Source organism: Helicobacter ailurogastricus, assembly GCF_001282945.1.
In the GTDB taxonomy this organism is placed as follows: domain Bacteria; phylum Campylobacterota; class Campylobacteria; order Campylobacterales; family Helicobacteraceae; genus Helicobacter; species Helicobacter ailurogastricus.
Genome location: NZ_CDMG01000009.1, coordinates 237,551 through 253,078, shown reverse-complemented (window position 1 = coordinate 253,078; position 15,528 = coordinate 237,551). Strand labels below are relative to the sequence as shown.

Below are 15,528 nucleotides of genomic sequence, written 5' to 3'. Positions count from 1 at the left end.
ATCCTCTTTCTAGCAACTATTAGGAGTTCTTATGGCAATTGCCCCCAAAAAACCCGCGAAGACAGCCCCGGCTGATGCCCCAAAAAAATTACGCCGTGTGGGGCTGTTTGAAACCTCTCAAAACACGCAAATTGTGCCAGCGCGAGGGTTGTTACAAGGGATTAATGACATCGGGCAATTCATTGTAAAGATGAAAAAGCATGTCAAAATGGGGGAGAAGCCCGAAGTCGAGTGGATCATCGATCAGATTTGCAACCACTGCGGGGGCAAACTCCAACACAACAAAGGATTGGCCACTTGCCCTTATTGCCAGTGGTCGCTACACATTGAAAGCTTGACCTACCAAAATGGCATCGCTAAAAAGCCCCTGAAGTGCCGCGTGGAGGGGCGTTCTTTAGTGGTAGATACTTCGATAGACTTAAGCAACCCCTACCAATCCAGCTTTAAGGGAGATTTTAAAGTCCGCTACTTAAACCACGCCTGCTTGTACATTGAGGCGGGGGGGGTGAGTTTAATCACCGACCCGTGGCTTTTAGGACCTAGCTTTTTGGGAAGTGGGTATTTGGAAAAGGCCAGTTGCAAAGAAGCCGTGCATTTGCTCGTGAAAGCCGATTTTATTTTCATCTCCTCTAACCGCTCAAGCTGTTTGCACCCCCAAACGCTCGCCTTTGTATCGAAAACAAAACCCTTCATTGTGCCTAATTTTGCCGCTAAGAGTGTGGAAAAAAGCCTACAAAGTTTGGGTTTTAAAAATGTCCATCCCCTAGAATTCCAACAGATTTACGAATTTGGCTCGTTTTTCCAGTTTAGCGTGTTTGCCCCAGCCGATGGCACCGAGGAGAGCGGGCTTTATTTGTGTTTGTCCGGACACGATGTCATTGTCAATGCCTATGGGGGTTATTTAAACTCTTTCAATTTACCTAGCGATTTGACCTTGCTTTGTACGGCCTTTAGCGGGGGGACTTCAGGATTTCCCTTTTGCATCAACAATTACGATGAAGCCACGCAAAAACGCCTACACGCTAACCACTTGGAGGGCTTTAAACGCCAATTAGAAACTTTGATTGAAACCACCAAGCCCGCCTATGTCATGCCCATAGCCACGCCTTACAACCAAGAGGCAGAGCGTGATGGCGCCATAAAAGCCCTAAATCTCAAAAACTCCTTTAAAGAGGGGCAACAAATTTGCGAAACCTTCAGCCGCAGCCACAGAAAACAGCCCACTAAATGGTTGATCCCAGAAGACAGCCTCACCTTAGAGTTTAAAGAAAACGATTTGGTCCAGTGGCGCGAGGACATACACACTCTTAAAAAAGAAACTCCCCAATCTTATGTGGATTTTTACACCAAGAAATTCACCTACAACCCTACGGAGCTGATCGAATATTTAAAAGATTCAGGCTACAAGGCAAAACAAATCGTGACCTTTGTGCCGATGAATGAAACCTTTGAGCGGGTGGTCGCCCCCATTGTGCAAGCCAATTTTGGCACACAAACTTTTCGCATTGTGCCCGTGCGCACCATCATCAAACAACAAGAGGGCTACCGCACCCTAGTTTTAAAAGTGCGCCCTGAGATTTTAGCCTGCATCGTGTCAAATTGCCTATCCTTCGAAGAAATGGTAAGAGGCTTTCACTGCCGCATGGAACGCAGCCCCAACGCCTATGAAGCCCACTTTTGGCACCACTTTAGCCATCAATACATCGCTCCCCAACCCTACGCCATTGAGCTGATTAAAGGATGACCCATGTTTTTAGCCGACACAAGAGGGGGGCAAGACAAGCCCCTGATACAAGCCTTGCTAAAGCCTGCCAGCCCCACACACGGGCTTTACACTTTAAAGCAAATCCCCAAACTCGACTTTAAAAAGTGGATCAATGCCACCTACCAAGAGCTGGCCACGCACATTTGCACCGCGTTAGGCTTAAAAGGGGCAATGTTACAAAGTGCCTTAAAGCGTTACAATGCGTTTAACTCCATTGCTCCACTAAGGATTTTAAACCCCAACTTAGCACTGCAAGAGCTTTACCACGGCCCCACCCTTGCTTTTAAGGACATGGCATTGCAACCTTTGGGCGCACTGCTTGCTTCTTTAGCTAAGGATAGCCAAGAGCAGTTTTTAATCTTAGTGGCAACTAGCGGGGACACGGGTCCGGCAACTTTAGCCAGCCTTGCCGGGCTAGAAAACATCAAAGTCGTGTGCCTCTACCCGTCTAAAGGTACAAGTCTCGTGCAAGCCTTGCAAATGCAGACCATGGATGCGCCAAATTTAAAGGTCTATGGCATTGAGGGGGATTTTGACGATGCCCAAAGCACGCTTAAAAACCTCCTTAATGACCCCGAGTTTAACGCCCAACTTAGAGCGCAGGGCTGTTCTATTGGGGTGGCTAATTCTGTGAATTTTGGGCGGGTGCTGTTTCAAATCATCTACCATGTTTGGGGGTATTTAGAGTGGGTGCGCTTGCAACAAAGCAGTTGCGGTGAGGCCATTAGGATTGTCGTGCCCAGCGGCAATTTTGGCAACGCTTTAGGGGCGTTTTTTGCTAAAGAAATGGGCTTGCCTGTGGCAAAAATTGCCATTGTGTCTAACGCTAACGATGTGCTTGAAGAGTTTTTTAACACGGGGGTGTATGACATCAACCATAGACGCTTGCAAAAGACCTACGCCCCGGCCATGGACATTTTAAAAAGCTCTAATGTGGAGCGCCTGCTTTACGCACTTTTTGGCCACGAGCGCACCAAAGAGTGCATGCAAAGTCTAGACACCCACAAACGCTACACGCTCACAGAAGGCGAGTTGGAAAAATTACAAGCGCATTTTGAGGCGGTGAGTTGCACCGATGCTGAATGTTTGGACTATATCAAACAAACCTATAAGGATTTTAACTATCTCATTGACCCACACACAGCAACCGCTTTTAAAGCCCTTGAAAGCCTAAAAAGCCCCTTGCCTAGTGTGATCGTTTCCACCGCTTCGTGGGCTAAATTCCCCCAAACCACTTGTTTGGCTTTGGAAAACAAACCCACGATGGACGACAAAGAAGCCTTGGAGATTTTGGCTAAAAGGGGGATTGTCCCCCCAGATTCTGTGGCCGATTTGCTTAAAAAGCCCCCCATCCACACGGAGGTTTTAAAAATCCCTGAGGTTTCTAGCCACATTAAAGCGTGGCTCTCTTAAAGGCTAATGGACTTCGTGCCACACCTTTTGCTTCCAAAAGTAGGCTAAAAGGGTCATCACGGCAAAGAAAATCATGATCTGAATCCCCAATGCGTGCCGTTGGTGGCGTTTGCTATCTCCCGTTTGCTCTAGGTAGCTGATCACTTGCTCTTGCGCTTGTTTGGTCAACCCTACGCGGGGCATGGCTGTCCCGTGTAAAAGTTTTTGTGGATCGTTGATAAACACTTCTAGTTTTTCACGCCCCAAAGAGCGAATCATCATCGACAAGTCGGGGGCGTTAGAGCCTAAGTAGCGGTGCAAGTCTTTATGATCGGTGATGGCGTAGAGTTTGTCGTATTTGATGTCGTGGCAGCGTTGGCAGGCCTGGGCGAAGACTTGTTTATCGCTGAGTTTCTTAGGCGCGATTGAAACCAAGTAGGCCACAATGTCTGCCAAATCCTGATCGCTAAATTGGGCGAAGGCGGGCATGGGATAGGGGTGGTCGTCTTTGTATTTATGCGTAAGCTTTGCCGCCTTTGTGGGGTCTTTGATGAAGTGGGCTAAGAATTGCAGATCGATCACGCTAGCAATGTGGGAGAGATCGGGGGGGACTACACCAAAGCTTGCCCCGGCGCTGGCGTGATCCATAGGAGCAGGAATTTTTTGGCTTTCAAGGCTATGGCAGGCCACACAATTTTGTGCCACCAAGTCTTTACCTTTGCTCGCCACGCCCTTGCTTAAGTCAATGGGCTTTAAATCTTTAAAAGCAAAGTCGGCGGGCGCGGTCTTTGGCTCCATAATGGAGTGGGCATAGGGTTCTACCCCATAGTAAAGTGCCCCGATGACAATGATCAAGATCGCTAAAATTTTTAATTCTTTCACCTTAAGCTCCTTTCTTTTCAGCCCGACTGATGAGGGGTAGGATGACAAAGAAAAGGGTTAAGAAAATGAGTGAGGCCACCAAGCCCACATATTTATTATTGCCCACAGGCGGGAGCTTACCATAGATGGTGAGCACCACCATATCCACCACTAAGAGCCAAAACCACACCTGAAAGGCTTTGCGCTGGTGGGCGGGTTTGACCACGGGGCTATTGTCCAAGAGGGGCAATAAGAAAAAGATGATCTGCGCGATGCCAAAGACCACGAGCCCTAAATTGCCATTGAAGAAGAAGCCCCGCAATACTTCATAGCTCCACAAGAAATACCACTCGGGGTAAATGTGTGTGGGGGTTTTTAGGCTGTTGGCGCGCTCGAAGTTGATGGGGTCCATCGCAAATTCGTAGTGGTAGCACACCAAGTAAAAGAAAAACACCATGAAGGCGCACACCACGAAAATGTCTTTAGACAAGAACACGGGCCAAAAGGGAATCACTTTGGATTCTTTTTTATGCCCCTCTTTGTATCTTTTCGCCTCCGCCTCAAAGTCTAAGACTTCACCCTCTTGGTTATTGACATGCGGGATTCGCAGCGAATAAAAGTGCATGCCTATAATCATAATGATGACGACAGGCAGTAAAAACACATGCAACATAAAAAAGCGGGTTAAGGTCGCATCCGCCACGACATAGTTGCCCCGAATCCACATTAAAAGATCGGGGCCGATGACGGGGATTTTGCCAAAGAGCCCTGTGATCACTGAAGCCGCCCAATAGCTCATTTGTCCCCAAGGGAGCATATAGCCGCTAAACGCCTCAGCGCTAAAGATCACAAATAAGAGCATCCCGCTGATCCAAATCATCTCCCGCCCTCTTTTATAAGAGCCATAGTAAATCGCCACGAACATGTGGATGTAGATGATGACAAAAATCATGCTCGCGGCTGTGGCGTGGATGTGCCGCCACAGCCAGCCAAAGGCGACCTCTTGCATGATGGTAAAATTCACGCTGTCGTAAGCCAACTTGGCATCGGGCTTGTAATACATCAATAGGAAAATGCCCGAAACCACAAGGGCGGTAAAGAGGGTGAGTAAGACCACCCCCATCGCCCATAAAAAATTAATATTTTTAGGAATCCAATACTCGGTCATCAAAACTTTGGTGAGTTTTTTGATCCCAAGTCTCTGATCCAACCAATCCACAACGCCCTCTGCTTTTTTTATCTCCGCCATGTGTGATCCTTACGCCTGCTTCATCATTGCTTGGTATTCTTGCCCGACTGCCCCAAAGGTGATTTTACTGCCCTCTAATTTAAAGGGGGGGATTTCAAAGGGGCGAGGGGGCGGTGTGCCTGCGATATTCACGCCATCGCTTGTAAAACGCCCGCCATGGCAGGGGCATAAAAAGCCCTTGTCAATGGACTCAAAATTAGGGATACAGCCTAGGTGCGTGCAAATTTGCACCCCCACGGTAAAAACTCCGTCGTTGATCTTAAAATCCCGTTTGGCATCAAAGCCCATGCCCGCTTTCTTTCGGATGATATAAACCGGCTTGCCCCGCCACGCCACACTGCTAAACTCCCCGTCTTTCATGTTGGACACATCCACGGTTGTAAAGCCCGCCGACACCACGCTAGGCAAGGGGTCCCATGTTTTTTTCATGGCGACCAGCCCGGCAAGTGCGCCCGCCCCCGCCACGCCTGCAAGTGCCATGCTCAAAAAATCACGCCGATTGATCTCAGCCATCATCGCTCCTCTAGCATTTTTACAAAACATGCATTTTACAATGCGAAACTTAATATTGCGTGTAGGCTAGGGGGTTAAGCCTTTAAATCCGCCCAATTTTGTGCCAAACGCACATGACACTCTAGGGGGACTTTTAGCGGGTAGATGTTTTGCATCAAAGCTGTGAGCTCTTTGGCTAGGTTTGAAGCTTGCGCTTGCGGCACTTCTAAGATGAGCTCGTCATGTACTTGTACCAACATTTTAAGCGTGGGAAAGTGCTTTACTATAGCAAGCATGGCAAGTTTCATTAAATCGCTCGCGCTTCCCTGAAATAGGGTGTTTGCTCCCTCGCGCAAATAATCGGCGACAAGTTTAGGGCTGGCTCCACTAAAGCCAAACGGGCGCACATGCCCTAGCAAAGTTTGCACCCGCCCCTCTTGTAAAATCTGCTCTTTGAGCTGATTTAAAAAATCCTTGATCGTGGGGAAGGCTTGAAAATAACGCTGTATGTGCGCCTTGGCTTCCTTGAGGCTGATATTGAGCGTGGTGGCGAGGCGGTTAGCCCCCATGCCATAAATGAGCCCAAAATTAATCGCCTTAGCCAAAGGCCTTTGTGTGGGGTCGTTAAAAAGGGCTAGGGCGGTGTTGGTGTGGATGTCTTGTTGTTGTTTAAAGGCGTTGATTAAATTTGTATCCCCGCTAAAGTGTGCCAATAGTCTAAGCTCCATCTGCGAGTAGTCCAGCCCTAGTAAGAGATGACCCTTTGGGGCAATGAAAGCGCGGGCGATTTGTTGCCCTAGGGGCGTGCGCATGGGGATGTTTTGTAAATTGGGCTTGCTCGAGCTTAACCTCGAGGAGGCGGTGGTGGTTTGGTGAAAAAGGGTGTGGATTTTGCCTTGAATTTGGCGCTCTAATAGGGGCCTCACATAGGTGCTTTGGAGTTTAAAAAGTTCTCTATATTCTAAGAGAGTGGCAAGTAAGCCAGACACCTCAACGCCCTTAATGCTCTGCCCTGCATAGGCTTCTTGCAAGGCCTTTAGGCTCATTTCGTTTGTAGATAGCCCGGTTTTAATCTTTGTGGCGTGCTTGCCCTCTAGCTCTAAATGGGTGTAAAGAAATTGCGCCCATTGTTTGGCCGAGTTAGGGTTGATGTCTGTGTGGGCTTGCACTTGTATGCGCTTTTCTAAGTCTAATAGGGTCTGTTGAAATTCAGTGTCTAAGCCTTGCAAATACGCCAAATCCAATAAAAACCCATGCCCTTGCATTGCGCATAAAAGTTTTAATAGGGGGTATTCTAAATTATGGGCTAAATCCCACAAAGCGGGGCTTAAATTCTCTTTGTAATGCCTATAAGCCTTTAAAATGAGCGGGGCGTTGTAGCGCATGGCAGAGGCGATTTGCGTTAAGTTGCCCTCTAGGGGGGCTGGGGTCTCTAGGCGCAAGCTAAGAGCAAGCGCACTTAAAGAATTGTCTAAATAGCAATCATTTAGCCACGCCAATAAGCCAATGTCCTCAAAATCCACACCACTAGGCTTGTCAAACCCCCCCAAAAGGCTAAACATTTCCTTTAAGTTGTAGCCGATGAGTTGGCAGGTGTAGAGTTGTTGCACTAAGGCGGGGGCAAGCAGGTCGTTTAAAAGTAGCGCCATAAACTCCCCTTTTAAGGGCAACACGCCAAGCAACACCCCCTCTTTAGCTTTAAACGCTTGCACCACACAAGGGGGGCTTTTACTGAGTTTGTCTAAAACCTCTTGGGTGGCGTTTAAGGGCACGCTTAAGGGCTTTAAACTGACTTTGGGCTGGATTTGCTTTAAAAGGCTAAACATTTCAAACTCAGCCAAAGCGTCTTGTATTTTTAAGAGGGGATTTTCTTGTGGGAAGTTAGGCGGGGTTTTAAAGTTTAGTTTTAAATCGCTTTTAAGCGTGGCTAAATGGCGGCTTAAAAAGGCTTGTTCTTTGTCGACTTTTAAGGCGGTCTGTAATTTAGACGGGAGTTTGTCTAAGTTAGCATAAAGAGTCTCTAGGTCGTTAAACTCTTGCAAGAGTCTAGCCGCCCCCACAGCCCCAATGCCCCTAACCCCCTTGTAGCCATCAGAGCTATCGCCCACCAAGCCCTGATAATCTCTAAATTGTTTGGGGTGTATCTTGTATTTTTCTAGGCAAAAAGCTACACCCCTTTCGCTCTGCGTACTTAGATCAAACAACACCACCCGCTCGCTTACAAGCTGGAAAAAATCTTTATCTGCGCTGAAAATGCGTGTGCGTGGCGCGCTAAAGTGGCTACACAGGCTGGCGATGACATCATCGCTTTCATAGCCGGCTACACTCAAAGCGCAAAGCCCCATGCGCCGGATCCACTCAAAAATAATGGGGAGTTGTTCGTCCAGGTTGGGGGGGGCTTGGCGGTTGGCTTTATAATCTTGGTGCAGGTTTTTTCTATGGTTGCTGCCGCTCTCTAGGGCAAAAACGAGCCCATCGGCTTTCAAGCTGTAAAGCCGCTGCACGATTTTGGCAAAGGCACCCAGCCACGCCGTGTTAAAGCCTTTTGAAGTGTGTAACTCCCTTAAGGGGTAGTAAAACTTAAAGAGCAGGCTAAAAGTATCAACAAGGTGTAGGGTTTTCATTTTGGATGCAATGGGTGAATAAGTAGCGGTGTTCTTCGGGCAGGGCTTCGTAAATCTTTAGGGCTAAAGCGCGGATTTCCCAAAGAGCCTTGCTGTCGGTGCGTAAGCTCAAAAAGTTTTGCAAACTGCGGGCGTTTAGGCTAAAGGCTAGACTCGTCTTGTAGCTCTCTGGCATGGCAAACTTGGCGTGATCGTTTTTAATGTTTTGCACAATTAAAGTGCGTAAATTCTCTAGGGCATGCACGCTGGCTCTATCCACCGCCTCTATGCCTGTAAAAACCAAAAACTTTTGTGCCCGCTCTAAATTCTTGGCCTCTAGGGGCAAAAAGCTCTCTTCTCTTTTAAGTTCTCTTAAAGTGTAGCGGCTAGATTTGACAGAAAAGCTGGCCATGCGATGGCGGGCTAATTCTTGCAAACACGCGCGGCTAATGCCTTGTATGTCGAAGTTATAAAACAGGTGTTCTAAAGTGGAATTGTGGCGGTATTTGTTCGCCACCCGATCGATGAGCTCTAAATCTTTGCGCCCCCCATTGTCGCTATAGCCAAAGCTCTGGTAACAGGTGCGGATGGCTTCGTAGCAACAAGAAAGGGGGGTGGCATGTTTTAAAAGCACTTGCATGGGCAACCTTAGTTTGGATAGGGGGCAAAGCCTAGATATTTAGGCGTGTAAAGGGTGTTGGTGTAAAGGATTTGCTGGTCTTGCAAAGGTTCTTTAAAATAGCGTTGCAAGTGGGGGTAAAAGCGAGTCAGCATGTGCTCCAAACAATCTACACTCGCATAACCCACCCAATCGTGTTTTAAATCGCTGCTTAACAAAGTAGCTGTCTGGCTCAAATAAGGGCTTAACTCCTCTAGGGCGTTGGTGATGTAGAGGTTTTGGCGATCTTGCGGTTGGGTGAGCATGAACATGGATAAATTGAAGTTGATTTGCGAAGAGAGCAACATTTGGGGGCGCTCACGACTAGAGAGCGTGCCTATTTGGCTTAAGAGCATGCCCGTTTTGACAATGGAGGTGTTGAAAAGCACCACACCATTTTTCAAGTAACGGCGTTGTTTGTTGATCTCTCTACCAAAGGCGCTCGCCTTTTTAAAGGTGATGGTGTCCTCATAGGCGACATTTGCCCCCAAGTCTTTTAGACTTTTAGCAAGCATTTCACCTCTAAAGCTGTCGTCATTATAGACCACTAGGGGCCTGTGCTGGCTAAATTCTAAAAGCATCGCCACTTGTTTAGGAAAGTCGATCCCCCCAAAAATGAGCGTGGAGGGCAAGTCCATGCGCTTTTCTAGCTGGTGTTTATTCACCGTGGGGACGATGGTTGGCAAAGTTAAGGGGGTTTTGGCGCACAAATTTTGTACTCCCTCTTGGGTTAAAAGGGCGATGACAAAGGGAAAGCCCTCTTGGACAATGCTTTGGTAAGTCTTTTTGAGGTCGTCTGGGTCTTCTTTTTGGCTGTCAAAAACTTTGAGCGTGAAATTGTGGTTTTTGAGCACCAAATACGATAAAAGGGCATTTGTGGAAGTGTCGGCATAGCGCCCCACGACACTTTTAGGCACCAAGAGGGCCACCTTATAGACCTCTGCTTGGTTTTGTGCGTCCTCCTCTTTTGGTTTTTGTGCGCTTAGGGTGGGGTTTAGCAAATCATCGATGATGGTGTAATTGTCTTGCAGCTGTGCATCCTGTGTGTCGGCCACATAGCGCGCCATAAAAGAGAAGATTTGCCCGCTGGCATAAAGTTGATGCAAGCACTCGGGGCTGCAAGGGTCTAGATTAATGACAATCTGGCGGGCGGGCGGGATGGGTGAGAGCAGGCGAGGGCGCACCTTAGCCCCTAGTGAGCCTAAGAGCACAAGGCTTAAGAACAGCCCCAAAGGCCTAATCTTTGTGCTTTTTAAAGACATGGGGGCTTAACATGTTGGCTGGTTGGAAAATCTCGTCTAGTTGTTCTTGGGTTAAAAGCTTGCGTTCTAATACGATTGCTTGGATGGATTTACCCGTTTCTAGGGCTTCTTTGGCGATGGAAGCGGATTTTTCATACCCGATGTGCGGGTTAAGGGCTGTCACGATGCCGATGCTGTTAAACACATAATCTTGGCAAATCTTTTCATTAGCGGTGATGCCTAAAATGCACTTATCGACCAGAGTGTGGATCGCCCGATCGAGCATTAAAAAGGAATGGAAGAGTTTATAAGCGATCACGGGCTCAAAGACATTTAATTGCAACTGCCCGCCCTCAGCCGCCATCGCCACTGAAAGGTCGTTGCCAATCACAGAGAAACACACTTGATTGACCACCTCAGGAATCACGGGATTGACCTTGCCGGGCATGATCGAGCTGCCCGGTTGCATTTTGGGCAAGTTAATCTCATTTAAACCTGCTCTAGGGCCTGAGCTTAACAAGCGCAAGTCATTACAGATTTTAGAAAGTTTAATAGACACCCTTTTAAGCGCCCCGCTCACTTGCACATAGGCCCCGGTGCTTTGGCTGGCTTCAATGAGGTTTTGCGCGATGGTGAAGGGGCGGCCCGTCACTTCTTGGATTTTTTTCTCTACAATGCCTTTATAATCGGGGTGGGAGTTGATGCCTGTACCAATGGCTGTGCCACCTAAATTCAGCACTCTAGTCCAGTTGCGCGCATCTAGGACATGCTGGATGTCTTTTTCTACCATGCACATAAAGGTTTCAAACTCTTGGCCTAAAGTCATGGGCACGGCGTCTTGTAGCTGGGTGCGCCCCATTTTAAGGATGTGGGAAAACTCTTTGGCCTTCACAGCAAACGCGTCTTTTAAGACTTTGAGGGTTTGGGTGAGTTTGTCTAGCCTCTCGTAAATGGCGATTTTTAAAGCGGAGGGGTAGGCATCGTTGGTGGATTGCGAGCGATTGACATGGTCGTTGGGGTGGCAGTATTGGTACTCTCCCTTTTTATGGCCTAAAAACTCTAGGGCCAAGTTGGCGATCACTTCATTGACATTCATGTTTGTACTCGTGCCTGCCCCGCCTTGGATCATATCCACCACGAATTGATCCAAATACTCGCCCTCGATGATTTTATCGCAGGCGTGGCAAATCGCATCCTTGATTTTCACATCAATGAGTCCCAACTCGGCATTGGCAAGCGCTGCCGCCTTTTTGACTTGGGCAAAGGAACGGATGAAAACGGGGTAATTGCGGAGGCGATCGTGCGTGATGTTGAAGTTCTCCACGGCGCGCATGGTTTGGATGCCATAGTATAGGTCGTCTTCAATCTCCATCTCGCCAATAAAATCGTGCTCTCGTCTGGTTGCCATGAAACTCTCCTTTAGTCAGAATAAAGGGTCATTCTACCCACTTAAAATTAATATTAGCCCTAAATCATGTTATCATAACCCTAAAGTAAGCCAATTTATTATTTAAGGATCATTGATGCATGTGAGCGACATTCAGGAGCTGATGGCCAGTTTTGATAAAAGCCAAATCAATTATTTTAAGCTCAAAATGGAAAGCGTGGAATTGGTGCTAGACAAGTCGGGCAAGAGGAATGTCGTTGTAGCTGAGGCCGCCCCGCTTGTTCCCCTGCAAACCCCCACAGCCAATGCCTGCGCCATCAACGCCACGGCCGCAACCACCAGTGCAGGGCAACAAACTAAAGAGGATTATATTTTATCTCCTATGGTGGGCACTTTCTACCACCGCCCAAGCCCCACTGCCAGCCCCTATGTCCAAGTGGGCGACACCATTAAAAAGGGCCAAGTGATCGGCATTGTCGAGGCCATGAAAATCATGAACGAGATCGAAGCCGAGTGCGATTGCAAGATTTTAGCCATTGAAGTGGATGATGCGACTGCTGTGGAGTACGGCACGCAGCTTGTCAAAATTCAAAAACTCTAGGACATGGCATGCAAAAAGAGATTCAGCGCATTTTGATCGCCAATCGGGGGGAGATCGTCTTAAGGGCCATCCAAACCATCGCCCAGATGGGCAAGCAATCCATCGCCATTTATTCCAGTGCTGATAAAGACGCGCACTACCTCAATACCGCCGATGCTAAGGTGTGCGTGGGCGGGCCCAAGTCGGCAGAGAGTTATTTAAACATCCCGGCGATCATCAGTGCGGCCGAGCTTTTTGAAGCCGATGCGATTTTCCCGGGGTATGGGTTTTTGAGCGAAAACCAAAATTTTGTGGAGATTTGCACCCACCACGGGTTTGAATTCATCGGGCCTAGCGCAGAAGTGATGGCGTTGATGGGGGACAAATCCAAGGCCAAAGCCTTTATGAAAGAGGCGGGCGTGCCAGTAATTGAGGGGTCTGATGGGATTTTAAAGAGTTATGAGGAGGCCTTAGAAGTGGCCGAGCGCATCGGTTTCCCCATCATCATTAAGGCAGCCAATGGCGGGGGCGGGCGGGGCATGCGTGTGGTGGAGAAAGCCAGCGCGCTTAAAAACCTCTACTTGGCCGCTGAAACAGAAGCTTTAAGTGCTTTTGGGGATGGGAGCGTCTATATTGAGAAATTTATTAAAAACCCCAAGCACATCGAGGTGCAAATTTTAGCCGACAAACATGGCAATGTCGTGCATGTGGGCGAGCGAGATTGCTCCACCCAGCGCCGCCAGCAAAAACTCATCGAGGAGACCCCCGCTCTTGTGCTCAAAGAGGAAGTGCGCCAAAGATTGCTGAAAACCGCCATTAGTGCGGCCAAGCACATCGGCTATGTGGGGGCGGGGACTTTTGAGTTTTTATTAGACACCAATGGACAAGATTTTTACTTCATGGAGATGAACACCCGCTTGCAAGTGGAGCACACGGTGAGCGAAATGGTGAGTGGTTTAGACTTGGTGGAGTGGATGATTAAAATCGCACAGGGCGAGAAACTCCTTTCTCAAGAGGCGATCAACTGCCAAGGGCACGCCATAGAGTGTCGCATCACAGCCGAAGACCCCAAGACCTTCACCCCAAGTGCGGGCAAGATCACCTCGTGGATTGTCCCCGGGGGGATGGGTGTGCGCTTTGACACGCATGTTTATGCCGGCTACAATGTGCCGCCCCATTACGATTCGATGATCGGTAAATTGATTGTCCATGCCCCAACTAGAGATCAAGCCATTGCCAAAATGAAGCGGGCTTTAAGGGAGTTTTTTGTCGAGGGGATCAAAACGACTAAGGATTTTCACCTAGAGATGCTGGATAACCCCGATTTTAGACGCAATAAAATCCACACCAAGTATTTAGAAACCCAAAACCAATAGGAGGAGTCTTCATGTACGCAGATAAAATTAAAGGCATCGCCCCCTCACAAACCATCGCCATCACCACACTGGCGCAAGAGTTGAAAGCGCAGGGCAAAGACATTTTAAGCTTTAGCGCAGGCGAGCCAGACTTTGACACCCCCCCCTGCGTGAAAGAAGCGGCTAAGGCAGCCATTGATACGGGTTTTAGCAAATACACGGCTGTAAAGGGTATCCCTGAGTTGTTGCAAGCCATCGCCCATAAATTCCAACACGAAAATGGCTTGAACTACGGGGCCGATGAAATCATGGCAAGCAATGGGGCGAAACAATGCCTGTTCAACGCCTTTCAAGCGCTCATCAATCCCGGCGATGAGGTGATCATCCCCGCCCCCTATTGGGTGAGTTACCCCGAATTGGTTACTTATAGTGGGGGTAAAAATGTCTTTTTGCCCACGAGTGCTGCCACAGAGTTTAAAATCACCCCTAAGCAACTGCAAGAAGCCCTAACCCCCAAGACTAAAATACTTGTTCTAACCAGCCCCTCCAACCCCACAGGCATGATCTACACTAAAGAGGAATTACAGGCCCTAGGGGAAGTGCTGAAAGACACCCAAGTTTGGGTCTTAAGCGATGAAATTTATGAAAAATTGATCTACGAGGGCTCTATGTTTTCCTTTGGCGCGCTAAAGGGGCAATTGGAGCGCACCATCACGATCAATGGCTTAAGCAAGGCGGTGAGCATGACGGGCTGGCGCGTGGGCTACTTGGGCACTAAAGATAAAACCTTGCTTAAACACATGCTCGCCTTGCAAAGCCACAGCACTTCTAACATTAACTCAATCGCCCAAAAGGCTGCACTAGCCGCTCTACAAGGTTGCGCCAATCAAGACATTGAAACCATGCGCCTAGCTTTTAAAGAACGCCGGGATGTGGCTTGTGCTGCACTTAATGAAATCCCCGGGCTTAGTGCTTTAAAGCCACAGGGGGCGTTTTATTTGTGGATACAAATCCCCGAGCAAAACTCTATGCAATTTTGCCAAAAACTCTTAGAAGAACAAGGGGTGGCCTTGGTGCCCGGCGTTGCCTTTGGGGTCGAAGGCTTTGTGCGCATGTCTTATGCCTGTTCGCTCGAGCAAATCAAAGCGGGCATTGTGCGCTTAAAAAAATTCATGGCTTGAATGTGCGGGCCCAGCTTCTGAGGCAATGAGCGCCCAGCTTAGGTTGCATTGCATCCTTTCTTAAATGTTAAAGATCGCCTAGTTTGCGCGCATAAATTTAGTGGTATTGGAGTGGACATGCCCTACTTTTCTAACTATCCTTGAGTAAAAAATCCTCTTTTGGCACTGCGTTAAACGCTTTAACCAACTTTACAAAGTCGTAGATAAAATTTTCTTGGAGTTGCTTTAAGTTGGAATATTCGTTGTTGTGTTTGGTGTTATACTCGCCATTCTTAAAAATGTTAAATAATTTTCTAAAAGCCACACAATTTTCAGGGGTGTAGGGGCTGTTGGCGCACCCAATGCGTAAATAAAAATAGGGGTTTGCCAGTCATAACCCAACCAAATATAAATCCCTGCCTTTTGTTTAAGCTCAGGACCATTAACAAAACCCTCGCCCAAAATGTCTTTACGTGTAAAGCAAATTTTGTCCCACAGTAAAACCTATAAATCAAAGATAAGGGCTATTCTAACAAAAATTTAATGAGAGAAAAGGAAATTTTTAAACATCCTTAACACCTAAGCAAGAGAGCCTTGAGCCTACTTTAAACAAAACGCGCGCCGCGGCGCAGACGCAGAGTTTCTAGGGAAGAGAGTTCTTGTTGCTAGATCTTGAGTAGACACCGAGCGCAAGAGACCAATGTGTGCAGATAAATCCTTGGCAACAGGTCGTCTCAAAGGATCGAGCTGGACAATCACACCCATTTTTAGCCATATTTTCGATC

General features: G+C 48.0%; 13 protein-coding genes. 5 read left to right on the top strand and 8 right to left on the bottom strand.

Annotated elements, in window-relative coordinates:
* Nucleotides 1-31: 31 nt before the first annotated feature.
* Nucleotides 32-1,744: an MBL fold metallo-hydrolase gene (locus tag HAL07_RS06605; protein ID WP_053945517.1), complete on the top strand. Its 1,713-nt coding sequence runs from the start codon at nt 32-34 to the stop codon at nt 1,742-1,744.
* A 3-nt stretch (nt 1,745-1,747) separates the two neighbouring features.
* The gene (gene thrC, locus HAL07_RS06600) at nt 1,748-3,178 is read left to right on the top strand and encodes a threonine synthase (protein WP_053945516.1); all 1,431 of its coding nucleotides are present in this window, start codon (nt 1,748-1,750) and stop codon (nt 3,176-3,178) included.
* A gap of 3 nt (nt 3,179-3,181) precedes the next feature.
* Here thrC and HAL07_RS06595 read toward each other — a convergent pair whose 3' ends face one another.
* The 7 genes from HAL07_RS06595 to aspA form a co-directional block, all read right to left on the bottom strand.
* Nucleotides 3,182-4,039: a c-type cytochrome gene (locus HAL07_RS06595; RefSeq protein WP_053945515.1), complete on the bottom strand. Its 858-nt coding sequence runs from the start codon at nt 4,037-4,039 to the stop codon at nt 3,182-3,184.
* A 1-nt stretch (nt 4,040) separates the two neighbouring features.
* Nucleotides 4,041-5,267 (bottom strand): cytochrome b, encoded by a 1,227-nt coding sequence (locus HAL07_RS06590; protein WP_053941078.1) that lies wholly within the window; start codon nt 5,265-5,267, stop codon nt 4,041-4,043.
* Nucleotides 5,268-5,276: 9 nt separating this feature from the next.
* Entirely contained in the window at nt 5,277-5,780 is a 504-nt protein-coding gene (locus tag HAL07_RS06585) for a Rieske 2Fe-2S domain-containing protein (protein ID WP_053945514.1), read from the bottom strand.
* Between the two features lie 74 nt (nt 5,781-5,854).
* Nucleotides 5,855-8,383 carry a DNA polymerase gene (locus tag HAL07_RS06580; RefSeq protein ID WP_053945513.1) on the bottom strand — a complete coding sequence of 843 codons (2,529 nt, stop codon included), beginning with the start codon at nt 8,381-8,383 and terminating at the stop codon, nt 5,855-5,857.
* Nucleotides 8,361-9,002 (bottom strand): FAD-dependent thymidylate synthase, encoded by a 642-nt coding sequence (gene thyX, locus HAL07_RS06575; protein ID WP_053945512.1) that lies wholly within the window; start codon nt 9,000-9,002, stop codon nt 8,361-8,363. The genes HAL07_RS06580 and thyX overlap by 23 nt, the downstream gene beginning before the upstream one ends.
* 8 nt (nt 9,003-9,010) lie before the next feature.
* Complete coding sequence (locus HAL07_RS06570) at nt 9,011-10,252, bottom strand: type 1 periplasmic-binding domain-containing protein (protein ID WP_238374501.1); 1,242 nt, start codon at nt 10,250-10,252, stop codon at nt 9,011-9,013.
* A 4-nt stretch (nt 10,253-10,256) separates the two neighbouring features.
* Entirely contained in the window at nt 10,257-11,669 is a 1,413-nt protein-coding gene (aspA, locus tag HAL07_RS06565; RefSeq protein ID WP_053942027.1) for an aspartate ammonia-lyase, read from the bottom strand.
* A 115-nt stretch (nt 11,670-11,784) separates the two neighbouring features.
* Between aspA and accB the strand changes: the two genes are divergently transcribed.
* From accB to HAL07_RS06550, 3 genes are read left to right on the top strand one after another with little or no spacing between them, the layout of a single operon-like run.
* Nucleotides 11,785-12,249, top strand: coding sequence for an acetyl-CoA carboxylase biotin carboxyl carrier protein (gene accB, locus HAL07_RS06560; protein ID WP_053941083.1), 465 nt, complete (start codon nt 11,785-11,787; stop codon nt 12,247-12,249).
* 8 nt (nt 12,250-12,257) lie between these two features.
* A complete protein-coding gene (locus HAL07_RS06555) occupies nt 12,258-13,604 on the top strand; it encodes an acetyl-CoA carboxylase biotin carboxylase subunit (RefSeq protein ID WP_053941084.1) in 1,347 nt (448 codons plus the stop codon).
* A gap of 11 nt (nt 13,605-13,615) precedes the next feature.
* On the top strand, nt 13,616-14,764 hold the full coding sequence (locus HAL07_RS06550) for a pyridoxal phosphate-dependent aminotransferase (protein ID WP_053941085.1): 1,149 nt from the start codon (nt 13,616-13,618) through the stop codon (nt 14,762-14,764).
* A gap of 225 nt (nt 14,765-14,989) precedes the next feature.
* On the opposite strand, the gene HAL07_RS07975 is transcribed toward HAL07_RS06550, so the two are convergent.
* Entirely contained in the window at nt 14,990-15,205 is a 216-nt protein-coding gene (locus tag HAL07_RS07975) for a hypothetical protein (protein ID WP_156242823.1), read from the bottom strand.
* Between the last annotated feature and the right edge of the window lie 323 nt (nt 15,206-15,528).